Consider the following 21,085-nt stretch of genomic DNA (forward strand, 5'->3'; position numbering starts at 1 on the left):
CGGGGCGAAAGACTACACACAGCAATGTCTTTCGGGTTGTGGTGGCCGAGAACAACGCCCCGAAGTTACGACCACCACGTTTAAATTCTTTGCCGCGTATCGCCCGGCTGGCGGAACATTTCTGAACAACCGCTGCAGGGTTAGTGCGCTGTTGATGGGCTTAATTTAGATAAATCTAACTATATGGTCAATCATAAAATTAGAAAAAACGAACAAAAAAGACAATAAAAAACCCAACACATTGAAATGTTGGGTAATTTTTTTATTTGGATTTTCTGGCTTTTAGCAGTTCTTCAAACAGGCGGTTGAACCCATCAACTTTGTCGCGAAGCATTGCAAGGTGGGATTCCTTTTCAGACTCAGGCAAAGCCTTGAATAGATCCAACAGTTCTTTTTCTCGCTCATCAAGTTGCGGCGGTAACTCCTCCGGCTCTCCTGGCTGCTGGCTATCGTCCCCGTAGAGAATCCAGGTGGGGGTGCATTGAAGCGCCTTGCTTAGGGCGAATAGGTTCTTCCCCCCAGGTTCGCTATCGCCTGTTTCCCACTGTGAAACGGTGACGTGTGAAACCGGCACGATCTTCGCGAGAGCGCGCTGGGTTAACTTCAGTTCTTTTCTACGCGCACGTATGCGCTCGCCGGGTAATTTCATAGTTAGATAATTCTAAATTCTCTTGACTTCGTTATCTTGAACATCTAATTTGTTCGGAAAATCTAACAGGAGGTGTTCGCATGTATACCGCAGATGCAATCGCATTTTTCAAAACGAAAGCAGCTTTAGCCGCCGCCGCCGGAGTCCAAAAACCCACGGTGTACGCATGGGGTGAGTTAGTGCCAGAAGGCCGCGCCGCTCGCCTAGAGCGAATCACGGAAGGTGCGCTGAAGTATGACCCCGCGCTTTACCAAAACCGTGACGTGCTCAACAAGGGTGCAGCTTAACAACCAACCCCACCGAAATCTGATTATGCGTAATCGGGTTCGAGCGACAGGAGACGCGAAGTGGAAAACATAGAGAAACTGAAAAACGAGATCGTGGGCTGGGCGGCGGAGCAGGGGCAGGAACACGTTGCCATCGAGATCACCCGCGCATGGTTCCAGCTCGGCGCCGACGGCGATCGGGTTCGCCTGTATCCAATCGAGGATGAAACCGGCGCCGCCGACTGGCGAGCGATCAACACCAACCGGCAGGCGATATTTCGCCACATGCGCAGCGAGTCGAAAGCCGCGCGTGAGAAGGTGCAGGAGCTGGCCGACGCTATGCTCGCCGCTCTGCCGGCGGAACGTCGCGCCCGACTGGCCGGCCCGACTCAGCAGTATTTGCTGTCGGTGGCAATCCGTGAATTTGCCGCCGCGATTATTGCAATCCTGCTCGGCGCCTGTGACACCCCGCAGCGAATAGCAGGGGCGTTAATCGCCTTGCAGGAAACCCAGCGCCTGACCAGCGCCGCGTAAAAACTTTGTACCGAGGAAAGACCAATGCTCAATTCAATCGACCGTATCACCTGGCGGAACGGCTACAAGCTGAACGGCGCGCCAGCGCACCGGGAAGAGATCGAGCCAATTTTTGAAGGTCGGCGCGCTGCTGCGCTGTCGGTCTGGGAACAATACGAGCAGAGCAAGGCCGCGCTGCGCCAACTCAATTTATCGCCGGAGCAGTGCCAGGACGCGTGCCGACAGATAGCGGACGCGCTGGGGATCTGACGATGAACACTTCCAAGCTTCTGATAAACGAGCCGCCGCTGCTGGTTATGCCGTCGCTAGCGGCCAAGATTGGGCTGAATGAAGCTATCTTGCTGCAGCAGATCCACTACTGGTTAAGCCGTTCTGAACACCGGCACGGCGGACGCGTCTGGTTTTACAGAACAGCGGCTGAGTGGTCAGAAGAATTAGTCTTTTGGTCTGACAGCACCATCAAGCGCACGCTGGCCAGTCTGGAATCTGCAGGGCTTATTTTGTCGGCGAAACTGCATCGCGAATTGCTGAATGATCCGTACACCCGCACCAAGTGGTACACGATAAATTATGACCAATTGGAAAAGCTAAGTTGCGTAAATGCATATGGTCAAAATGACCAAATGGCATGTGGTCAGAATGACCAGTTCTCATCTGGTCAAAATGACCAAATGTTACAAGAGAATACAACAGAGAATACTACAGAGATTACTGATGGTGGATCAGCTGGCGCTGATCACCCTGAACAGCCGCAGGCCGATCGGATGGATTATCAAAAAATCCTCGAAGCCTATCACGCTACGCTGCCGGAAATGGCGACGGTGCAGATCCTGACGGATACCCGTAAGCGCACGCTGCGTAACTTCTGGAAGAAATTCAAGTTCAACGAAACCCGCTGGCAGGCATACCTGCAGTTTATCGCCGAGAACTGCCGGTGGATGCTGGAAGACCGGCCGAACGGCCGCGGCGGTCAGTGGCGTCGTAAAAACTTCGACTACCTGATCACTGAGCGCTGCTATGTCGCCGTGAAAGAGGGCCGAGCCGATGATCGATAACCTGCCGGCCGCGCCGTACAACATCGACCTTGAGCAGGCCATTCTCGGCAGCCTGATGCACAACACTGAGCATGACAGGGCGGCGGCAGTGTTCGGCCTGTTGAAACCGGAGTCGTTCTACCTGGCGGCGCACCGGATAATTTTCACTGAGCTGCGCGCGCTGGTGAACGCCAGCAGACCGACTGACCTGATCACTCTGAGCGATTCACTCGAGAGCAAGGGCGTACTGGAGCAAGTAGGTGGGTTCGCGTACCTGGCGGAAACCGGACGGAATACCAGCGTCCCGGCGATGGTCAGCTATGCGCACGCCGTACGTGAGAAGGCCGTTCTCCGCTACGCGTTGGAGAAGCTTTACGCCTGCGTTGAGCTGGTGGGCGCTAACAACGGCATGGACGCGGCGAACAAGTTGGCCAGCGTGCAGCAGATGATCACCGCCGTATCCGACCATGCGAGAACCGGCAAACGCGGCGGCCTGCGCGCGGCGGGCGACGTGATCGGCGAATGGGTGGACGAGATGGATCGCCGGTTCCAAGACCCGGACAGCGCCTCCGGCCTGACGCTGGGTATCGAGAGCCTCGACCGGCTGATGTACCCGAAACAGGTGCTGCGCGGCGCGCTGGTTGTGGTGGGAGCCCGCCCGAAGATGGGTAAAACAGCGCTGTACAACAAAATCAGCGCGCACTTTGCGCTGAACCACCGACTACCGACGCTCGTTTTCAGCCTGGAAATGACCGACCGGGGGATCATCGAGCGAATGGTTGCGCAGGAAGCCCGCGTGAAATCGGAGATTTTCTACGTTGGCGCCCACGACGACAGCGATATGGCGCGCGCCATGGCCAAGGCCACCGAGCTGGCCGAGTCAAATCTGATGATCGACAGTACGCCGGGCGTGACGCTGGCGCACATCGTGGCGGAGTGCCGCAAAGTGAAGCGCCAGCGCGGCACGGTGGGGCTGGTGGCTATCGACTACCTGACCCTGATGAAAGCCGAGGAAGCCGAGCGCCGCGATATTGCGTATGGCGATATCACCACTGGCTTGAAAAATCTGGCCAAAGAATTGGATTGCCCGGTGCTGCTGCTGACCCAGCTGAACCGCAAACTCGAAGACCGTGCCGACAAGCGCCCGGTGCCGAGCGACAGTAAGGATACTGGCCAGATCGAGCAGGATTGCGACGTGTGGATCGGCCTGTACCGCGACGCCGTATACACCAAAGGCGCCGACCCGCAGCTGATGGAAGTGATTTTGCGCCTGAATCGCGAGGGCGCTACTGGCACCGCGTATGCGCTGCTGGAAAACGGATATATCCGAGACATAACCGACGAGGAGGCCGCGCGCCGGGCGCAAACCGGGCAAGCGAGAGAGCGGCGTTACGCCGACAAGAACGAAGCGACAAAGAGTTTTTAACCAGCGCCTGACCAGCGCTTGAACGACCAAAACGAGGAAAGACCATGAGCACTATCAACGAAATGATCCGCGATAAGCGGTTTGTGATGGATGACGGCTGCGACCACGCGCCGGCGATTCTCGACCGCATCAACCAGGCAGCCCGCGCCCGTTCCCGCGCGCCGTACTGCCCACCTCCGAAACCCCAGCGCGTCGCCCGGCCGGCAGCCGAATCCGGCCCGATCGTCAAAATCGGTGACCGTATCAGCTACGGCCGCCGGGTGATGACCGGTATCTACGAGTTGCAGCGCCTGGGGTGCTCTCCCGAAAGCATCGCGCTGATGCTCCGCATGCCCCTCGATCGGGTACTGCACATCCTGAAGCCTCTAACGGCCGTACGCCGCGAGATACAGAAAAGCGTGGCAAGTGGGTTACCCCCACGCGAAAAAGACGTCATGCGCCGTCTGGCGGCCGAATCGAGGGCATAAACAATGGCCGGGCAATCGGACTATCTACCGCCCGGCCTGCCATTCAATCGAGGCGCCTGGACGCAGGAACAACGCGATTTAGAGCAGTTCGACCTGCGTGCCTGTGGCCTGGTACGCGATTTATTCGCGAGGAAGATCACCCGCACCAAGGTGCTGGTGGCGATTGAAGAGGCGCCGGAGCAATACCGGGAACATTTCAGATCACGCCTGAATTACTGGCGTGATCGCAGAGAGGGGAAGGGACAGTGAAAAAATTCAAAGAGTGGGTGATTCGCAAACCGTGGGCGGCGATGTTCTGGGCGTGCGGAATTTTCTGGGCTGTTGTGGCGGCGGCGATCGCCTGGGCGGTGCTGAAATGACAAAAACACGCCATTCAGAACTTGCAGCGCGCAACTTTACGCTTTGCCATGAAAACAAAGAGTTGGGAGGTGCGTGATGCCAGCAAATGAACTGAAGCCTTGCCCGTTCTGCGGCAACACGGCTCCGCAACTGATGACTCCTGACTGCATCCCGCTTGGTGGGTTCATGGTTTGCTGCCCTCAGCCTGGCTGCCAAGCTCAGTGCCGACTATCAGGAAACCGGGACAAGGCAATTGCGGCATGGAACCGCCGGGCAGGTGACGGCGCTAGGGAGGTGGAGCCCGAAACGGCAAGATGCCCCGGATGCGGAAAACGTGGCGAGTCAAATCAGAAAGACGGCGGATTTTACTGCTACGGCAGTGACCGTTGCTGTCCATAGGCCCAGGAGAAAGCATTATGAGCAATGAAGAAAAGACAACTACCGTATCTGTTGACTGGCTTGATGATTGCCCTGCTTGCGGTCACGGCATCGCATCAGTAACCGGTCATGGCATTGACAATAATTGGCTGCATTTCGGTGATGCAGTGCTGTGCGACAAATGCGGGCACGCTGGCGAAATTGATGTGGATGGCGAAAACGCTTGGGTTGACTGGGAAGAGGCATCCGCTGATGGACAATAAGCTGAGCGAACTGAAAGCGGCCGCCGCGAAATATTCCTTGGCGCTCAAGGCACACAGAGAAAACCCGACAGACAAGGGGGCGCTGTATGCATGGGATGCGGCTGATGGAGAGTTTTTCGCTCTCATAAACAATAACGAGATGGAAATCATCATCGCCCTGCTTGCAGATCTGGAAGCGAAGGATAAGCGCATCGCCGAGCTGGAAGCCAAGCTGGCTACGCCGGTGCGGTTGCCTGAGACGTATTCGCCCGAGCCGTGGATGGGGCCAGACCCAAGCGGAACCTGGTTGGAAAAGGAAGACGTGAAAGACTCAATTCGCGCAGCTGGCTTCACCGTGGGGGATGAGTAGGATGCTCGTATCAATCATCAGCTACATCATCGCTATTATCGGCATTGTCGGCGCTACCGTCTGCGTGGCCGGTGGCGTAGCCATTGCCGGGTTCGTCATCAGCATGGCATCTAGTTACATGTGGCGCAACGCAAAAGCGGTCTATGGACTTGGCTACCTGCGTTACACGGCAAAAGCAATCCATCGCCGCACTATGATTCGAACTGCGGTGCGCAGGGCCAATAAAAAATCGGAGGGTGCATGACACTAACGACTGAGCAATTGAGCCAGATTAAGGCCGACATTGCCGCACGCAAGGCAATGCCAGAATATGGCGAAAGCGTCGAAGGAAATATCGAGCGGCTGCGTGTGATTGGCGAAACGCGTAGCCACTTCTCAACTGAAACGGTTGAGATGCTGGTACGGGCACTTGAAGAAAAAAGCAGAGCCCTTGCTGACGCCGAGCGTGAGCGCGATGACTGGGTTGAGCACAGCCGAAAAATGGAGTATCGCGCTATTGAGGCTAAAGAGAAGTTGGCTAACCGGGAGGCGCAGCCGGTGGGTTGGTTGTATGACGGAGATAAAGCACTGCCACCGATGTTTGTTCTAGGGGGTAATGATCCATCTGAATACTGGAAGGTGAAGTATGAGCGGGTATACACAGTGCCGCCAGCGCCAGCAGTGCCGGAGGGTGGGAAATAGCATTACAGGTGGCATTCACTGAGTACCACCGATAACGTCAAGTGGTTGAATTTGTTCCAGAGTGCATTTTTGCACTCTGGGTATTTTGTTTGACGAACAGCACAAAAATAACTACTGTTTATTTGTACAGTATTCTGGTGCAATATCCTTGCAGTACACAATAAAGAGATAGTTAATTGATTGATATTGAAGATTTGATAAAGTCATTGCCCAATACCGGGAGAGTAGTAATAACATGCGAAAAAGGCTCAATCACAGGCACTCGCATCGTAAAGAAAAATGAGCACATAGCATCATTTAACGCGTTGATTGATTTGGCAAAATCCGCCGGTTATTCGATTGTAAGACCCGATGGAAACGCGCTATAATTAACGGGCTGGACTGAACACCCAGCCCGTTCTAATTCTGAGCAACTGCTGCGCCACCGGAGAGAACCCAATGGCGCAGTATTCGTTTGTAAAATCCGCAGGAAATTTGTTAGTGCCGGCCACCCCGGACGCGATCGAATTCCTGAAAACCAAAGTGAAGATCGGTGCCGTCCTATATGCCGATTTTAGCCAGGCTCGCAATCCGGCATTTCACCGCAAATATTTCTCTCTGCTGAATCTCGGATTCCAATACTGGGAACCGACCGGCGGCGCCATATCGCCGACCGACAAAGAGCTGATCACCGGTTACGTTAAATTCCTCGCGTATTACGCCGGGAACGAAAGCACGCTGCAGGCAGCCGCCGACGAATATCTGCAGGATGTGGCAGAAAAGCGCGCCGGGAATATCAGCGCCGCAAAATCGTTCGAGGCATTCCGCGCCTGGGTAACGATTCAATCCGGCCACTACACTGCATACCAGATGCCGGATGGCAGCGAGCGCAAAGAACCCCGCAGCGTATCGTTCGCAAAGATGGACGATATCGAATTCGCCCAGCTCTACAAAGCCACCATCGACGTGCTCTGGAATTTCATCCTGTTCCGCTCGTTCCCCAATCAGCAGGCTGCAGAAAACGCCGCCTCCCAACTGCTCAGCTACACGGCATAGGGGGAACCATGGCGACCAAAGACGAACAACAATGGTTATCCGACGTGGCGGAACTTGGCTGCGTCGTTTGCCGCAATCTGGGTTACGGCCCATCCCCTGCAGAAATACACCATATCCGCACAGGACAGGGAACAGCACTGCGCGCCACCCATAAGCAAACCCTCCCGTTATGCCCACCGCATCACCGCACTGGCGGCCACGGTGTAGCCGTACACGCAGGAAGAAAAACATGGGAGAAGAATTACGGCTCTGAGCTGGAATTGCTGGATCAAGTCACAAGGGAAGTGGAGGAATTGCGCGAATGCAGAATTTAATCCTATCCCTAAGACCAGCAGGAAATAGCGAAAAGTCACAGGGTGCCCAGCGGTGGAAAAGAACAAAATCCTGTTTGGCCCATCTTCTTGCAATGGCCGGCGGCGCGTTCACTCCTCTCTATGCTCGCGCACGCGCGCGTTTAGGGGGCTGATCATGCCTCTCGTCGCGACATTCCGCACTGACTGGTTTCGCGTGATTACCGATATCAACCGCACCCGCATGGCAACGCAGAGCATCGCCGAGGAATTGGGCGTGTCGAAATCTGCCGTTCTCGGCTGGAAGTCGGGATCTGAACCGCGTCACGGTGACGGGGAGGCGCTGATCGCTCTCTGGTGCCAGGCGACGGGCTCAGACCGCAGCAACCTGCCGACGGTGCTTTACCGGCAGTGGTGGACGTTCAAGCGCCCGGTAATTGGTCGGGAATCCGACCGCAAGCAGGGCAGACAATGACCGCTCATCAACCCACGGAGTAAACGCAATGGGACGACCACGTAAAGAAATCCAAACCCCAGGGCAGGAAAATCAGCGGCCGGAAGAAAACGCCGCTGACGCACTGCTGCTGAATTCTGTCGCACAGCAACCAGCAAATACGCCTGAGCAACTGAACGCCGCTACCGCTGGCGCCACGGCCGTTACTACAGGTGAACCCGAAGGCGATGGCAGCGTGGCGATTTTGCAGCAGCGCGTTGCCAAGCTGCTCGACGGCGCAGCACTAGATGAGCGCAACGCGATCCTTTCCGGCCTGAACGATCAGGGCGCAGCAATCATCGCTCGATTCGAAGGGCTGGAGTTCCTCGATGCTGACGATCACCGCCTGACCGATAACCTCGAATTCCTCACGCTGGTGAAGAAAGCCACCGATGTGGCTACCGGTGGTGCCGGCCCGATGGTAACGAACGAAGAGGGCAAGAAGCAGCCGGCGCCGGGCAAACCTGTTTTAACCGAACACGGCTGGCACGTACCAGGCTAAGGAAACCGCTATGTGTGGATCTGCACCGAAAGTAGTACAGACCGACCCGCAGGCCGAGGCAGACGCAGCAGCAGACGCCGCGGCTAAATCTGCAAACGCCGACGCAGCAAGCCGCAAGAAGCGCAAGAAAGGCTCTTCACTGCTGGCCAGCGGCGCACAGGGCGCTACCGATTCCGGTGATTCGCTGCTCGCGAGCGGCGCCCAGGCGGCAGGCAACAAATCAACGCTGGGGGCGTGATTGATGGACGACACCGCCGCAAGGCTGATTAAACGCGTGAACACGCTCAAGGCGTCCCGTCATGTGCACGAAAGTGTCTGGCGGGAGTGCTACGACTACACGTACCCGCTGCGCGGCGCTGGTTTCTCGTCTGAGGTGCTGGATGCCCAGAGCGCCAAGCACAAGGTGGCCAAGCTGCTGGACGGCACGGCGACCGATAGTTCGCGCATGCTGGCGTCTGCTCTCATGTCAGGCATGACGCCGGCAAACGCGCAGTGGCTGAACCTCGACAGTGAATCTCTGCCGGACGACGCCAAAGCCTGGCTTTCTACTTGCGCCACGCTGGTGTGGGAAAATATACATGCGGCCAACTTCGACGCCGAGGGCTACGAGGCCAATCTCGATGTGGTGTGCGCCGGCTGGTTTGTGCTGTACGTCGATGAAGACCGGGAAGAGGGCGGCTATTCATTCCAGCAGTGGCCGCTGGCGCAGTGCTACGTTGCATCGACCCGCAAGGATGGCATTGTCGATACGATTTTCCGCTGCTACCAGCTGACCGCCGAACAGGCGATCGCCGAGTTTGGCCAGGATGCGGTAAGCGAGAAGATACGCCGTTCGGCAAAAGACAAGCCAGACGACAAGTTTGATTTTCTGCACGCGATCTTCCCGCGTACGAATTACATGGTTAACGCGCGCCTGGCTAAAAACCTGCGCTTCGCGTCGTACAACATCGACGTGACCGCCAAGAAGGTGGTGCGTGAATCCGGATATCACGAATTCCCTTGCTGCGTGCCGCGCTGGATGAAAATCCCCGGCGGTTCGTACGGCATCGGCCCGGTTTATGACGCGCTGCCCGATTGCAAAGAGCTGAACGAAACTAAACGCATGGAGAAAGCCGCGCAGGATTTAGCAATCTCCGGCATGTGGATCGCCGAGGATGACGGCGTGCTCAACCCTCGAACGGTCAAAGTAGGGCCGCGCCGCATCATCGTGGCCAACAGCGTCGACAGTATGAAGCCGCTGCTCACCGGTTCCGATTTCAACGTCGCATTCACCGCTGAGGAACGCCTGCAGGCGTCAATCCGCAAGATCATGATGGCCGACCAGCTGCAGCCGCAGGATGGCCCGGCCATGACTGCCACCGAGGTGCATGTGCGCGTCGCGCTGATCCGCCAGTTGCTGGGGCCGGTATACGGACGATTCCAGGCGGAATACTTGCAGCCGCTGGTTGAGCGCTGTTTCGGTATCGCGTTCCGCGCAGGCGTGTTCCCTGAGCCGCCGGAGAGCATGAACGCCGCCAACTTCAACGTGCGCTATATCTCGCCGCTGGCTCGCGCGCAGAAGCTGGAGGACGTCACGGCGATTGAGCGTTACGCCCAGAACGTTATGCAGCTGGTTCAGGTTTACCCGGACATTATCGACAACATGGACAGCGACGAGGCAAGCCGCGTTGTCGGCGAGGCATTGGGGGTGCCGGCCAAGGTTATGCGCTCGTCGGCGGACGTGTCCACGCTGCGCGACCAGCGCGCCAAGGCGCAGCAGCAACAACAGCAACAGGCATTGCTGATGCAGGCCGGCCAGCAGGCGGCAGGCGCGGCAGGACAAAGCGCCGGTGAAGCAATTGGCCAACAACTGGCGGGGGGCTGATGGGCATCAAGCAAGTTTCACCACTGGATTACAAGCGGCTGTTTGAAGAGACGGCCGGCGGCGCCGAGGTGCTGGACGAATTAACCCGACGCTTCGGCGGATCGATTTTTGTGAAGGGCGGCCCAGAGGGCGACCGCCAAACCTGTTTTAAGGCCGGGCAACGTGACGTGCTCGATTTCATTTTGCGCCAGCTTAATCTGGCAGACGGAGTAAACGACGATGTGGAAGCTTAAACACTTATTCATGAACGCAGCTGGCGAAGGTGGGGAAGGTGGCGGCACTGGTGACGGCGGCAACCCAGGCACCGGCGATGGCGGCAGCACTTCATTGCTGAGCACTGGCGCGCAGAATCAACCAGGCGGCGATGATTGGGTGCCTGAGAAATTCCGCGTCATGGGCGAGGACGGGAAACTCAATATCGAAGGATCCGCGCGCAAGCTGGCAGAGTCCTACACGCACCTGGAAAAACAGCGCGGCACCAGCGCGGCGCCGAAAACCGTAGACGAGTATGCACCTACTGTTGAAGTTGAGGGCTTCAAGTGGGACGAGTTCAAAGCCGACCCAGAGATGCAGGGATTCCTCAAGGCAGCGCACGCCAAGGGCATCACCAACGATCAGATGGGCTTTATCCTCGGTGAGTACATGAGTCGCGCGCCGGCGCTGGTGGGCGGTGCTGTTGAGCTGGATCAAGAGGCGGCGGCTACCGAGCTGCGCGGTACGTGGAAAACCGATGCGGAATTCCAGAAAAATATCGGGCTTGCGCACCGCGCGTTTATGTCGCTGGCTGACCCCGCCGATCAAGGCAAGATGGACGAGATCGGTAACAACCCGATGGTGATCCGCATGCTGGCGAAAATAGGTGCGGAGATGGGCGAGGATAATCCGATTGGCACTGGCTCGATTAATCTTGAAGAGCAGCAAAGCATTCGCGACCTGATGAAGTCTGAGGCGTACACCAATCCGAAACACGCCGATCACGAACGCGTTTCCGCACAGGTACGTGCGTTCTATCAGAAAACCTATGGCGATCAAACTGTCGCATAACCCGAGGAAAGACCAATGTCCGACAAAGCAATCGAGCAGGAAATCCAAGCCAAAGGCAAAACCGCGCCGCGCGTGACGCCTGAGCATATCGAGAGTACTATCGACAGCGAGCACTATTTCACAGCAGGTGATGGTATCGCAGGGGTTTGTTTCCGTCAGGTAGCGTCCCTGCATTCCCCGCAAGCGTTAGAAGTATTAACTTTTTGCGTGCTGGTTTTGAAAAACGGATTCACCGTTACCGGGGAAAGCGCCTGTGCCATCCCTGAGAACTTCGACGCCGAGATCGGCCGCAAGATCGCCCGCGACAACGCTGTGCAAAAAATCTGGATGCTTGAGGGCTACCTGTTGAAACAGCGCATGCATGACGACGCGCACCTACGAGAACTGCTGCGCCAGAAAGAAGAGTAACAGCCACCACACAGCACCAAGCGCCAGCCTAACCGCTGGCGTTTTCATTTGGTCGGGATTCCGACCGCGTAACCGCAACAAAATCACTCCAACAGCCCGGCGTGGTAGCCGGATAACTGGTATCTCCCGCCAGGCGTACGCGCCACTCGCCTGGTGTATTCAGGGCCGGTAACCCGATAACCCGCAGGCGATAATCTTTGGAGTGATAAAAATGGCTTTTGATCCGAACAAGAACATGATCACCGCCGCCTTTGTGCAGCAGTTCCATGATTCTTTCGAAATCGCATCGCAGCAGAAGGACTCGCGCCTGCAGGCTGCCGTACACGATCGCGGGATGATTACCGGCGCGTCGTTCACCATCAACGATATGGGCACCATCGAGATGAACCCAATCACCGAGCGCTTCGGCGATACGGTTTGGGATTTGCCTCAAGCGGGTACTCGTAACGCGCTGATGGCGGATTACGGTGTGTTCGTACCGGTGGAAAAACGCGACCTGCGTAAGCTGATCGCTGACCCGCAGGGGCCATATCTGCAGCTGACCCTGGCGGCGGCAAACCGCAAAAAAGACGACGTGATTTACCGCGCGTTGCTGGATACCGTTCTACGCAAAACTTCGAACACTGGCGCCTACGCTCCTGTGGCGCTGCCGGCGTCTCAGAAGATTGTGGCAGGCGGTACCGGCATGACCAAGGCTAAGCTGATCGCCGCCAAGGCTATGTTCCGCCGCAACGAATGCGACGAGCAGAACGGCGAAGAGCTTTACATCACCTACAACGCCGACATGCTGACGCAGATCCTGAGCGACACCACCCTGACCAGCGCCGACTTTATGGCGGTGAAAATGCTGCAGGAAGGTGCGGTGTCTGGCAACTGGTTGGGGTTCAAGTGGATTGCATACGAAAAACTGGATTCGGCCAGTTCCGGCGATCCGGCTGTCACCACCAAGACCGCTGCCGCCTGGTGCAAGTCCGCGGTGCATTTCGGTACCGGTGCAGAGTACAACACCGATATCGGCCCGCGCCGCGACAAGAACAACACCATTCAGATCTCTGTCGATGCGTCCTATGGCGCCGGCCGCGCAGCCGAAAACAAGGTTGTCGCGATCGACTTCACCGCTTAATGCCAGCGCTACTTTGCCGGGGGTAACACCCCGGCCTTTTTCATGAGGTATCGCCATGGCTTCCAGTATTTCCATCTGCTCTAACGCACTGCTTGCGCTCGGTGCGCACCCGATCAACAGCTTCGATGAAAACACCGAACACGCCCGCTTGTGCTCGAACATCTACCCAACCGTTCGTAACGACCTGCTGCGAAAACATCCGTGGAATTGCGCAGTAAAGCGCGTTGTGCTTTCACCCAGCAGCACGGCGCCGGCGTTTGGTTTCGGCTTTCAATTCCCGCTACCCGGTGACCTGATCCGCATCCTGTCCGTCGGCGAAGAGTGGGACGAAATCCCATACCGCATCGAGGGCAAGAAGCTGCTGGCCAATCAGAACGTGATCCGCCTGCGCTACATCTTCCGCAACGAAGACGAATCGACCTGGGACTCGGCGCTGGTGAATCTGGCCGAGGCGACCATGGCGGCCAAGCTCGCCTACGCGGTAACGGCATCCGCCAGCCTGCGCGACAGCCTTACCCAAGAGGCGGCCTATCTGCTGCGGCAGGCCAAATCTATCGATGGGCAGGAAGATCCGCCGGAAGAGCTGGGCGGCTACCCAACGTATAACTCGAGGTTCTAACCGTGCGCGCCAACCTGATTAAAACAAATTTTACCGCCGGCGAGATTTCCCCGCGCCTCATGGGACGCGTTGATATCGCGCGTTACGCCAACGGCGCCAAGCAGATCGAGAATGCGGTTTGCGTGGTACAGGGCGGGGTTATGCGTCGTCCTGGCACCCGTTACGCGGCTGTGGCCAAATACGGCGACCGTGGCGCCCGGCTGATCCCCTACGTTTTTAACCGCTCTCAGGCGTACGTGCTGGAGTTTGGCGACGGCTACATGCGGATTTTCCAAAACGGCGCGCAACTGGTGAACGACGATAACACCCCGTATGAAATCGCCAGCCCGTACAACTCGGCCATGCTGCCGGCAGTAAATTACGTTCAGGGTGCCGATACTATGTTTCTGGTACACCAGGGCGTGAAGCCTCACCGCCTGCAGCGTCGCGGGCAGCTTGATTGGGTGCTGGAGCCGTGTCCGTTTATCGTTGAGCCGTTCGACGAAATCCGCGACACGCCAGAAAAATGGTGCAAGCCGTCAGTTAAGGAGTTTGTCGGCTCAAAAATCACGCTGACTCTAAGCGACGACGAGCCACCGAAAGACAGCGAGGATCCGGCGCCATTCACCGGCCCCGGTTGGGTTGCCGAGGATGTTGGCTCATACGTCCGTATTAACAGCGGCCTGGTGCTGATCAAGAGCATCACCAGCGAGCAGATTGCCGTCGGCGTTATCCGTACTGACCTAACTGCCACACAGGCAGCGTCGCCGGGCGCATGGACGCGCGAGGATACGGTTTGGACGGACGAATATGGCTACCCTGGCGCAGTGACCCTGCACCAACAGCGCCTCGTTCTGGCCGGTTCGATAAAGTACCCGCAAACCATCTGGTTTAGCGAAACCGGCGTTTACCTGTCGTTTGAGCTGGGTACCGACGACGACAAGGCGATCAGCTTTACGCTGTCCTCCGACCAGCTCAACCCGATTGTGCACCTGGCGCAAATGAACACGTTGATTGCGCTGACGTACGGCGGCGAGTTCACGATTACCGCCGGCAACGATGCGGCGATCACCCCGACAAATATCTCGGTGAAAAACCCCAGTCCATACGGCTGCAACGGGATCCGCCCGGTGCGCGTCGGTACCGAAATCATGTTCGTGCAGCGCGCTGGTCGCAAGCTCTACGCCGTAGCCTATGATCCGGACAGCTTTGTTTCGTATTCCGCCAACGATATGACGGTGCTGGCCGAACACATCACCTCCGGCGGCGTGATCGATATGGCGTACCAGCAACAGCCCGACGCCTTTATTTGGCTGGTGCGCACCGATGGCGTAATGGTGACGATGGCAATCGACCGTGCTCAGGAGGTGATCGCTTGGTCTCGCCAAATCACCGCCGGCGGGTTTGAGTCGGTAGCGTCGATCCCGTCTGACAGCAACGATGTAATTTACGCGCTGGTTCGCCGGGAGGTCGGCGGCCAGGTGGTGCGCTATGTCGAGGTGTTCGACTCCACGCTGTATACCGACGCTGCCGTAACTGGCAGCAGCGAGGCTGGTGCAACAACGTGGGCAGGGTTAAATCACCTCGAGGGGCAGACTGTCGATGTTGTCGCTGACGGTTCTGTGATGCCTGTGCAGGTGGTTTCCGGCGGGCAGATCACCCTGACGCGAAAAGCTCACCGCGTGGAAATCGGTCTGCATTTTGAATCCACGATCCAAACGCTCACGCCAGAAGTTGGAACCACCGAAGGCACCACGCAGAGCGCCAAGAAGCGCACCAGCGAAGTCACCATGCGATTCCTCGAAACCACCGGTGCCGAGTGCAACGGCCAGGTGATCCCGTTCCGCACCTTCGGTCCGAAAATCCTCAACCAGCCGGCGCCGCTGTTCACCGGCGATCACTACTTTGGGAAATTGGGCTGGGAGAAGGGCGAGGACACGCTCCTGATCCAGCAGCGCCAGCCGCTGCCGTTCCACCTCCTATCTATCATCACCACTTTCACCAGCAACGGGGGCTGACAATGATCCGCAACGCAACCGCCGGGGATATCCCGGCACTGATTGAACTTGGCGCCCGCATGTACCTGGAGTCGCGCTACGCGGAAACCTCGCCATTCGACGAGCAGAAATGCGCCGAGCTGGCGCAGCACCTGATCGCCGCACCTGGCGGATGCGTGCTGGTGGCCGAGCGCGATAGCCAGGTGATCGGCTGGCTGTCAGGCGGCATCGCCGAGCAGTGGTTTTCGCGCAAGCTGATGGCGTTCGAGTACGGGCTGTTTATCGCACCAGAATATCGGGGCGGATCTGCTGGCCCGCGCCTGGCTAAAACCTTTATCGCGTGGGCTGCAGACCATGGCGCCGCCGTTATCAATATGGGCATCACCACCGGTGTGCATGAAGAACGCACCGGGGCGATGTATGAACGTCTTGGCCTGTCGCGCACTGGCCTGTTGTATTCGAAGGAGATTTGATTATGTGCACCGGGTTAGAGGTGGCGGTAATCGGTTCGTCGGTGCTGGCTGCCGGCGGCGCCGTCGCTGGCGGTATTCAGCAGCAGAAAATGGCGAACTACCAGGCGGCACAGGCTGATGCTGATGCAGAGGCTGCTCGCGCGTCAGCACGCGTACAGGCCGACAGGATCCGCAAGGCAGGGCGTGAGCAGGCAGCACAGGCAAACGCGGCGCTGGCAGCGTCTGGCGTCGAAACTGGCGAGGGTACGGCGCTGCGCATCACGTCCGGCATCACCGGCGACGCAGAGCAGGACGCCTACACGACGATCTTGAACGGCATGAACACCGGCGCGCGGTACAACGCGCAGGCGCAGGCTGACCGACTCAGCGGCCGCAATGCGGCGACGTCCGGCTATATCAACGCGGGCAGCTCGCTGCTGTCTGCCGCCGGCACCGGTTACTCCGGCTGGAAAAAAGCCAACCCAACAACCACGACAAATACCGGCACCGCGGCGTCGAATAACATGTTCTCGAATATGGGGGTGCGCTGATGCGGATACCAACCGGAAATTTTGGCAATGTGACGCCAGAGGCGCAGCGTACGCGCATTGACGTTGGGAACGTTGGTGCTCCTGCCGATGCATTGCAGCACCTGGCGACTGTCGGGATCGGTGTTGCCGAAGATCAGCAACGCAGAATTGCCCAGGAAAACCAGAGCCAACTGCAGGCGCTGACGCTGCAGCTTGATGATTTCAGTAACGGGCTGGTTAACGATCCAGACCATGGTTTACTGGCGCAGCAGGGAACCAATGCTGAAGGTGCAACCAAAAACTACACCAGCCAGTACGAGGATTTTGCGAACAAACTGGCTGCTGATTTACCGCAGGAAGTGCGCCAGCAGTTCCAGCAGCAGGCAATCGCAAAACGCATTCAGCTAGAGCGCACAGGATTAACCCATGAACTGAGCCAGCGCCGCCAGGTGGAGCAGGGCAATTTCGAGTCTGCTATAGCGAACAGCTCAACACGCGCTCAGAGTTATTGGGGAGATAACGTCAATTATCAGCTGGAGGTAGGCGGTGGTCAGCAGATGATCGACGAATACGGTAAGGCCCACGGACTTACACCTGAACAGATCACTGAGCAGAAAAATAATTACATAAAAACAACCGCATATAAAACCATGGAAAACTTGGTTGCGTCAGATGCCGACACGGCCGCCAGGCTGATGGGCGAGCCTTCGGACGTGGGCGGCGCGGTGCGCTACAGCGGTGGCGGCGCTTCTGATCCGGTAGGGCTTCGCAATAATAACCCTGGCAATCTGGTTAAAACTGCCAATACCTGGGACGGGGAAGTAAAAGGCGATGGTCGTTTTGCGTCATTCGCCACACCGGAACACGGGCTGCGCGCGCTATGTAAAAATCTGCTGGCCTACAACAAACGCGGTTACACCACGGTTGAGCAAATTATCGGGCGGTGGGCGCCACCAAACGAAAACGATACTGCAGCCTACACGGCGGCGGTATCCAAGGCGCTCGGCGTGCCGGCTGACAAACGTCTTGATCTGACCGATATCAACACGCTTACCGCGCTGTGTGCCAGCATCACCCAACACGAAAATGGCAGCAATCCCTATTCGCAAGAGCAGATCACCACCGGCGCTATGGCGGCGTTGGGTATGACCGCCTTGCCTCAGCCAGAAGGTGGAAATTTGCGTGCGGCTGGTGCAGCAACAGCGGTTACTCAGCTCGACCCGGTACAGCTGGCGCGACTGCGTAGCATGGCGCAAGGGCAGTTAAGCCAACAGCAGCGTGAATATCGTGCCGGGCTGGAAAGTGAGCTGAAAGACTTCAACGCCGTAGCCCACCAGGGCAAGAGCTATCCACGCGAGTTTAGCGAGGGCGAGTTTGTCCGCGCTTATGGATATGACGCCGGACAAAAAGAGTACGCCAGCTATCTCGACACACGCCAACTTAGCCGCGACATCTCGGTTGTTCAACAGCTATCCCCGGGCGGTCAGCAGGCGCTGCTTAATGCGCGCGAGCCGGTACCCGGCGAAGGGTTCGCCGAATCGTCTAAGCGATACGAAACTTTGCAAAAAGCCGTGGCGTACGTGAACAAGGTACGTGAAGCCGATCCCATCCTTTATGCCGCCGGACAGCAGCAGGTTAACCCGCTGGATATGCAATCCCCTGAGGCGTTCGGCAGCAGCCTGACAAACCGCGCCAGCGCCACCCCGGAGATCGCCCGGCACTACGGAACGCCGTTAACCGTATTTTCAAAGGCAGAAGCATCGCAGATTGGCGAGATGCTGCGTACAGCGCCGGCGTCGCAGTCAGTTGCCTACCTGGATGCGATGCGCCAGGGGTTAGGGACAGGCGCGCAGTATTCAGCAGCGCTGCAGCAGGTTAGCAGTTACGCCCCATCCGCTGCTGTTGCGGGCGCGATTATGGGTAAGAGCGGTAATGTGATCGGTAAGTCCGGATGGATCTCAGACTCCATGGTAAACCCCGATGATGCGGCAAAAACAATCATCGAAGGGGCGAATGCTCGGGCTGGGATCACCACCAAAGTGAATGGAGTGGAGAACAAAACGAAAGGAATCGAGATTCCGAAAGATTCCGATCTGCGCCCGGATTTCGTTGATGCAGTTGGGAATGCCTTTGCCGGAGATGCGGCCGGCGCGTCACAGGCCTATGAGGTGGCCAAGGACTACTACGCCGGGCTGATGGCCAAGAAGGGCGATGTTTCTGGCGAATATGACCGTGACGCATGGACTCAGGCAATCAACGTCGCGACGGGTGGCGTTTACGATTACAACGGGCAGGGAGAGGTTTTGCTACCGTGGGGAATGTCAGAGGGGCAATTTGATTCTGCCGTAAACACCGCGTGGCAATCCCAGATCGTTGATGCCGGCATTAAGGCGCCGCCTGGGCATTATGGGCTGCAAAGCTTTGGCGACAGCCAATACCTGATAAAGCTGGGGGCCGGCTACCTGCTCGGTAAGGACGGTAATCCGGTCGTGCTCCGCATCAACGCTGAGCGCGTTCGCCTCGGAAATGGAGGGATACCGCAGTGAGTTATTTCGGATTTAACCAGGCGCAGCAAAACAAGGAACTGGCGGCGGCAGCAGAAAACCCAATCGGATCCGCCCGCTCTGATGCTGATTTTTTTGACGGCGCATTCACTGCCCCTTTCAAGGGGCTTTACGCCGGGGTTACACAGGCCGATCAAGTTGCCTGGGCAGGCGTGGATGCTGTTGTTTCGCCGATCTCCCGGGCAGTCAATGACACATTTGGCGTAAACGACACTTCTGAAAGTTTCATCAAGAATCAGCGAAAGCTGGCGGAACAGCAGGTACGGGCGTTAACGCCTGACGCCGGAACCACCGGCACCGCCGGGCAGGTGCTTTTCTCTCTGGCAGAGGTTGGCGGGCAGGCGGCGGCCGGCACGCTGTTGGGTGGGTTGCCTGGCGCTGCGGCAACGGTTGGAGGAATTCAGGGCTTTTCCGATTATGAGAAGTCCCGCGCCGATGGCGTAGATTATGGCACCGCAGTAGAAAAAGCGCTGGTGACTGGCGGGACTGCGGCGCTTGGCGCCGTGCTGCCTATGTCTCTCGGTCTGCGAGCCGGTGGGGTGGTATCTGAAAGCATGGGTGCTGCATTTTCTCAGGGGGCGAAACGTTCAGGCATATCTTCAATTTTGGGGGGCTTAATCCCCGGCGCCGGTTCTATCGCTGGCACTATTGCGCGAGCTGCGCCAGACCTGTTTTATTCGGCTGGAACCAACGTTGCCATGGGCATGGCGCAACGCGGGTTGTCTGCTGTGATCCTCCGGCGCGGCGGCTATGAGGATATGGCCCGCCAGTACGATGTTTTCGATAACCAGGCGTTGGCAGTCGACGCCGTACTCGGCATAGCTTTCGGCGGGCTGGGGCGATTTATCAATAGCCGAGGCGAAAACGTGGCGGTGCGAGGCGTAGATCCGGCAGAGATCGACGCGGCGCTGACTTCAAGCTCTCACCTCAACTATGAGGTTACTGCATCGCCTGGTGTTCCTGTAAACGTCCTGTCACGCAATGCGCATGCCCGCGCTATGGACAAAGCCATGACGGATGCGCTTGCCGGTCACCCTATAGACGTCGGCTCATTGATGGATGGCTCGCAATTTTTACAAAAGGCGCCGCGGTTTGATTTGGCTTCCCTGTCTGTTCGTGAAGCTTTGGGCCTTGTGGATGATGGCGTATCTGCCAGAGCGCGCGAAGATTCAGTTCTTAGCGAATTAGCGGCGCAAGTTCTCCCTCGGGGGGAACGGCAAAAAATAATGAGTGATATCCATGATCTTGGCTATAAATTGGAGCTTGCGGAAGGAGAGCTAAAACAGTTGCGCGAAGGCCGATCAGGGAATAGCAGTGATAGGCGCATTAGGGCTAAGCAGACTGCAGCAGTTGATGCGCAATTAGCTAAGCTAAAGGCGACTTTGACCGCGAAAAAACAACAGTTATCCGATAGCTCTCCCGGTGGGCGTTTTTATGATGCACGTTCCGAATTGTCGCGCCGATCGCAACAGCAGGCCCAAATAGACTCCGCTGGAGCAAGCTTCTTCTCTACCCCGAAACCCAGAACACGAGAGCAGATCCAGCAAGATGAAATTGCGGGCGCGGAGCGCGCCATACGCGGGGATGATCCCCGCGCAGCGGAGGTCGATACACTGGAGGCACAGCGCGCCATTTCCGATAACCCGGATCTGCAGGTTCATGTCGTAAACCCAGATGACAGCACGACAGTGGTACGGGCTGCCGATCTGATGGCTGAGGCCGATCGCGATGTGGCCAATGCCCAACATGATGCAAATTTATTTGATGTGGCCGTGAGCTGCTTCCTGAGGAGATAATTT

General features: G+C 57.4%; 29 protein-coding genes. 28 read left to right on the forward strand and 1 reads right to left on the reverse strand.

Features of this window, described 5'->3' with window-relative positions; genetic code table 11:
* Nucleotides 1-262: 262 nt before the first annotated feature.
* The gene (locus tag HMPREF3138_RS23575; protein ID WP_060435315.1) at nt 263-649 is read right to left on the reverse strand and encodes a helix-turn-helix domain-containing protein; all 387 of its coding nucleotides are present in this window, start codon (nt 647-649) and stop codon (nt 263-265) included.
* A gap of 80 nt (nt 650-729) precedes the next feature.
* On the opposite strand from HMPREF3138_RS23575, the gene HMPREF3138_RS23580 reads away from it, so the two are divergent.
* From HMPREF3138_RS23580 to HMPREF3138_RS27310, 28 genes are all read left to right on the forward strand, one after another.
* Nucleotides 730-936, forward strand: a complete 207-nt coding sequence (locus HMPREF3138_RS23580) for a Cro/CI family transcriptional regulator (protein ID WP_060424678.1) — start codon at nt 730-732, stop codon at nt 934-936.
* Nucleotides 937-996: 60 nt separating this feature from the next.
* Nucleotides 997-1,449 carry a toxin YdaT family protein gene (locus HMPREF3138_RS23585; protein WP_070559374.1) on the forward strand — a complete coding sequence of 151 codons (453 nt, stop codon included), beginning with the start codon at nt 997-999 and terminating at the stop codon, nt 1,447-1,449.
* A 24-nt stretch (nt 1,450-1,473) separates the two neighbouring features.
* Complete coding sequence (locus tag HMPREF3138_RS23590) at nt 1,474-1,698, forward strand: hypothetical protein (RefSeq protein ID WP_070559376.1); 225 nt, start codon at nt 1,474-1,476, stop codon at nt 1,696-1,698.
* Between the two features lie 2 nt (nt 1,699-1,700).
* On the forward strand, nt 1,701-2,504 hold the full coding sequence (locus HMPREF3138_RS26560; protein WP_070559378.1) for a hypothetical protein: 804 nt from the start codon (nt 1,701-1,703) through the stop codon (nt 2,502-2,504).
* Nucleotides 2,494-3,909 carry a DnaB-like helicase C-terminal domain-containing protein gene (locus HMPREF3138_RS23600; RefSeq protein ID WP_070559380.1) on the forward strand — a complete coding sequence of 472 codons (1,416 nt, stop codon included), beginning with the start codon at nt 2,494-2,496 and terminating at the stop codon, nt 3,907-3,909. The genes HMPREF3138_RS26560 and HMPREF3138_RS23600 overlap by 11 nt, the downstream gene beginning before the upstream one ends.
* Before the next feature lie 44 nt (nt 3,910-3,953).
* Nucleotides 3,954-4,376 (forward strand): hypothetical protein, encoded by a 423-nt coding sequence (locus HMPREF3138_RS23605; RefSeq protein ID WP_070559382.1) that lies wholly within the window; start codon nt 3,954-3,956, stop codon nt 4,374-4,376.
* 3 nt (nt 4,377-4,379) lie between these two features.
* Nucleotides 4,380-4,625 carry a hypothetical protein gene (locus HMPREF3138_RS23610; protein WP_070559384.1) on the forward strand — a complete coding sequence of 82 codons (246 nt, stop codon included), beginning with the start codon at nt 4,380-4,382 and terminating at the stop codon, nt 4,623-4,625.
* A gap of 186 nt (nt 4,626-4,811) precedes the next feature.
* Nucleotides 4,812-5,114 carry a Lar family restriction alleviation protein gene (locus HMPREF3138_RS27530; RefSeq protein WP_083301503.1) on the forward strand — a complete coding sequence of 101 codons (303 nt, stop codon included), beginning with the start codon at nt 4,812-4,814 and terminating at the stop codon, nt 5,112-5,114.
* 17 nt (nt 5,115-5,131) lie between these two features.
* A complete protein-coding gene (locus tag HMPREF3138_RS25955) occupies nt 5,132-5,356 on the forward strand; it encodes a hypothetical protein (protein ID WP_083301504.1) in 225 nt (74 codons plus the stop codon).
* Nucleotides 5,346-5,705: a hypothetical protein gene (locus HMPREF3138_RS23615; RefSeq protein ID WP_083301505.1), complete on the forward strand. Its 360-nt coding sequence runs from the start codon at nt 5,346-5,348 to the stop codon at nt 5,703-5,705. The genes HMPREF3138_RS25955 and HMPREF3138_RS23615 overlap by 11 nt, the downstream gene beginning before the upstream one ends.
* A gap of 1 nt (nt 5,706) precedes the next feature.
* Nucleotides 5,707-5,949, forward strand: coding sequence for a hypothetical protein (locus HMPREF3138_RS23620; RefSeq protein ID WP_070559386.1), 243 nt, complete (start codon nt 5,707-5,709; stop codon nt 5,947-5,949).
* Nucleotides 5,946-6,386, forward strand: a complete 441-nt coding sequence (locus HMPREF3138_RS23625; protein WP_070559387.1) for a hypothetical protein — start codon at nt 5,946-5,948, stop codon at nt 6,384-6,386. Before HMPREF3138_RS23620 ends, HMPREF3138_RS23625 begins: the two co-directional genes overlap by 4 nt.
* A 438-nt stretch (nt 6,387-6,824) precedes the next feature.
* Entirely contained in the window at nt 6,825-7,421 is a 597-nt protein-coding gene (locus HMPREF3138_RS23630) for a DUF1367 family protein (RefSeq protein ID WP_070559388.1), read from the forward strand.
* Nucleotides 7,422-7,429: 8 nt separating this feature from the next.
* Nucleotides 7,430-7,735, forward strand: a complete 306-nt coding sequence (locus tag HMPREF3138_RS25965) for a Ref family recombination enhancement nuclease (protein WP_083301507.1) — start codon at nt 7,430-7,432, stop codon at nt 7,733-7,735.
* Between the two features lie 52 nt (nt 7,736-7,787).
* The gene (locus tag HMPREF3138_RS23635) at nt 7,788-8,186 is read left to right on the forward strand and encodes a hypothetical protein (protein WP_230122536.1); all 399 of its coding nucleotides are present in this window, start codon (nt 7,788-7,790) and stop codon (nt 8,184-8,186) included.
* A 28-nt stretch (nt 8,187-8,214) separates the two neighbouring features.
* Complete coding sequence (locus HMPREF3138_RS23640; protein WP_070559390.1) at nt 8,215-8,706, forward strand: hypothetical protein; 492 nt, start codon at nt 8,215-8,217, stop codon at nt 8,704-8,706.
* 10 nt (nt 8,707-8,716) lie between these two features.
* Nucleotides 8,717-8,944, forward strand: a complete 228-nt coding sequence (locus HMPREF3138_RS23645; RefSeq protein WP_070559392.1) for a hypothetical protein — start codon at nt 8,717-8,719, stop codon at nt 8,942-8,944.
* Nucleotides 8,945-8,947: 3 nt separating this feature from the next.
* Entirely contained in the window at nt 8,948-10,570 is a 1,623-nt protein-coding gene (locus HMPREF3138_RS23650) for a portal protein (RefSeq protein WP_070559394.1), read from the forward strand.
* Nucleotides 10,570-10,803 carry a Bbp19 family protein gene (locus HMPREF3138_RS23655; RefSeq protein WP_070559398.1) on the forward strand — a complete coding sequence of 78 codons (234 nt, stop codon included), beginning with the start codon at nt 10,570-10,572 and terminating at the stop codon, nt 10,801-10,803. Before HMPREF3138_RS23650 ends, HMPREF3138_RS23655 begins: the two co-directional genes overlap by 1 nt.
* Entirely contained in the window at nt 10,790-11,614 is an 825-nt protein-coding gene (locus HMPREF3138_RS23660) for a hypothetical protein (RefSeq protein WP_070559400.1), read from the forward strand. Before HMPREF3138_RS23655 ends, HMPREF3138_RS23660 begins: the two co-directional genes overlap by 14 nt.
* Nucleotides 11,615-11,629: 15 nt before the next feature.
* On the forward strand, nt 11,630-12,022 hold the full coding sequence (locus HMPREF3138_RS23665; RefSeq protein ID WP_070559402.1) for a Gp49 family protein: 393 nt from the start codon (nt 11,630-11,632) through the stop codon (nt 12,020-12,022).
* A 211-nt stretch (nt 12,023-12,233) separates the two neighbouring features.
* A complete protein-coding gene (locus tag HMPREF3138_RS23670; RefSeq protein ID WP_070559404.1) occupies nt 12,234-13,145 on the forward strand; it encodes a phage capsid protein in 912 nt (303 codons plus the stop codon).
* 55 nt (nt 13,146-13,200) lie between these two features.
* Nucleotides 13,201-13,764, forward strand: coding sequence for a phage connector family protein (locus HMPREF3138_RS23675; protein WP_019456275.1), 564 nt, complete (start codon nt 13,201-13,203; stop codon nt 13,762-13,764).
* A gap of 2 nt (nt 13,765-13,766) precedes the next feature.
* A complete protein-coding gene (locus HMPREF3138_RS23680; RefSeq protein ID WP_070559406.1) occupies nt 13,767-15,761 on the forward strand; it encodes a phage tail protein in 1,995 nt (664 codons plus the stop codon).
* A gap of 2 nt (nt 15,762-15,763) precedes the next feature.
* Nucleotides 15,764-16,213 carry a GNAT family N-acetyltransferase gene (locus HMPREF3138_RS23685; RefSeq protein ID WP_070559408.1) on the forward strand — a complete coding sequence of 150 codons (450 nt, stop codon included), beginning with the start codon at nt 15,764-15,766 and terminating at the stop codon, nt 16,211-16,213.
* Between the two features lie 2 nt (nt 16,214-16,215).
* Nucleotides 16,216-16,743, forward strand: coding sequence for a hypothetical protein (locus HMPREF3138_RS23690; protein ID WP_070559411.1), 528 nt, complete (start codon nt 16,216-16,218; stop codon nt 16,741-16,743).
* The gene (locus tag HMPREF3138_RS23695; protein ID WP_070559413.1) at nt 16,743-19,268 is read left to right on the forward strand and encodes a hypothetical protein; all 2,526 of its coding nucleotides are present in this window, start codon (nt 16,743-16,745) and stop codon (nt 19,266-19,268) included. The genes HMPREF3138_RS23690 and HMPREF3138_RS23695 overlap by 1 nt, the downstream gene beginning before the upstream one ends.
* Nucleotides 19,265-21,082, forward strand: a complete 1,818-nt coding sequence (locus tag HMPREF3138_RS27310) for a hypothetical protein (RefSeq protein WP_070559415.1) — start codon at nt 19,265-19,267, stop codon at nt 21,080-21,082. The genes HMPREF3138_RS23695 and HMPREF3138_RS27310 overlap by 4 nt, the downstream gene beginning before the upstream one ends.
* The last annotated feature ends 3 nt before the right edge of the window (nt 21,083-21,085 follow it).

The organism is Serratia sp. HMSC15F11 (assembly GCF_001808215.1).
Lineage (GTDB): Bacteria > Pseudomonadota > Gammaproteobacteria > Enterobacterales > Enterobacteriaceae > Serratia > Serratia nevei.

Coding starts and splice junctions, on each gene's coding strand:
- HMPREF3138_RS23600 (WP_070559380.1), top strand. CDS start 2,494: ATGATCGATAACCTGCCGGCCGCGCCGTACAACATCGACCTTGAGCAG.
- HMPREF3138_RS23630 (WP_070559388.1), top strand. CDS start 6,825: ATGGCGCAGTATTCGTTTGTAAAATCCGCAGGAAATTTGTTAGTGCCG.
- HMPREF3138_RS23670 (WP_070559404.1), top strand. CDS start 12,234: ATGGCTTTTGATCCGAACAAGAACATGATCACCGCCGCCTTTGTGCAG.
- HMPREF3138_RS23685 (WP_070559408.1), top strand. CDS start 15,764: ATGATCCGCAACGCAACCGCCGGGGATATCCCGGCACTGATTGAACTT.
- HMPREF3138_RS26560 (WP_070559378.1), top strand. CDS start 1,701: ATGAACACTTCCAAGCTTCTGATAAACGAGCCGCCGCTGCTGGTTATG.
- HMPREF3138_RS27530 (WP_083301503.1), top strand. CDS start 4,812: ATGCCAGCAAATGAACTGAAGCCTTGCCCGTTCTGCGGCAACACGGCT.
- HMPREF3138_RS23575 (WP_060435315.1), bottom strand. CDS start 649: ATGAAATTACCCGGCGAGCGCATACGTGCGCGTAGAAAAGAACTGAAG.
- HMPREF3138_RS23645 (WP_070559392.1), top strand. CDS start 8,717: ATGTGTGGATCTGCACCGAAAGTAGTACAGACCGACCCGCAGGCCGAG.
- HMPREF3138_RS23580 (WP_060424678.1), top strand. CDS start 730: ATGTATACCGCAGATGCAATCGCATTTTTCAAAACGAAAGCAGCTTTA.
- HMPREF3138_RS25955 (WP_083301504.1), top strand. CDS start 5,132: ATGAGCAATGAAGAAAAGACAACTACCGTATCTGTTGACTGGCTTGAT.
- HMPREF3138_RS23615 (WP_083301505.1), top strand. CDS start 5,346: ATGGACAATAAGCTGAGCGAACTGAAAGCGGCCGCCGCGAAATATTCC.
- HMPREF3138_RS23695 (WP_070559413.1), top strand. CDS start 16,743: ATGCGGATACCAACCGGAAATTTTGGCAATGTGACGCCAGAGGCGCAG.
- HMPREF3138_RS23690 (WP_070559411.1), top strand. CDS start 16,216: ATGTGCACCGGGTTAGAGGTGGCGGTAATCGGTTCGTCGGTGCTGGCT.
- HMPREF3138_RS23620 (WP_070559386.1), top strand. CDS start 5,707: ATGCTCGTATCAATCATCAGCTACATCATCGCTATTATCGGCATTGTC.
- HMPREF3138_RS23625 (WP_070559387.1), top strand. CDS start 5,946: ATGACACTAACGACTGAGCAATTGAGCCAGATTAAGGCCGACATTGCC.
- HMPREF3138_RS23650 (WP_070559394.1), top strand. CDS start 8,948: ATGGACGACACCGCCGCAAGGCTGATTAAACGCGTGAACACGCTCAAG.
- HMPREF3138_RS23660 (WP_070559400.1), top strand. CDS start 10,790: ATGTGGAAGCTTAAACACTTATTCATGAACGCAGCTGGCGAAGGTGGG.
- HMPREF3138_RS23590 (WP_070559376.1), top strand. CDS start 1,474: ATGCTCAATTCAATCGACCGTATCACCTGGCGGAACGGCTACAAGCTG.
- HMPREF3138_RS23610 (WP_070559384.1), top strand. CDS start 4,380: ATGGCCGGGCAATCGGACTATCTACCGCCCGGCCTGCCATTCAATCGA.
- HMPREF3138_RS25965 (WP_083301507.1), top strand. CDS start 7,430: ATGGCGACCAAAGACGAACAACAATGGTTATCCGACGTGGCGGAACTT.
- HMPREF3138_RS23675 (WP_019456275.1), top strand. CDS start 13,201: ATGGCTTCCAGTATTTCCATCTGCTCTAACGCACTGCTTGCGCTCGGT.
- HMPREF3138_RS23665 (WP_070559402.1), top strand. CDS start 11,630: ATGTCCGACAAAGCAATCGAGCAGGAAATCCAAGCCAAAGGCAAAACC.
- HMPREF3138_RS23655 (WP_070559398.1), top strand. CDS start 10,570: ATGGGCATCAAGCAAGTTTCACCACTGGATTACAAGCGGCTGTTTGAA.
- HMPREF3138_RS23640 (WP_070559390.1), top strand. CDS start 8,215: ATGGGACGACCACGTAAAGAAATCCAAACCCCAGGGCAGGAAAATCAG.
- HMPREF3138_RS23605 (WP_070559382.1), top strand. CDS start 3,954: ATGAGCACTATCAACGAAATGATCCGCGATAAGCGGTTTGTGATGGAT.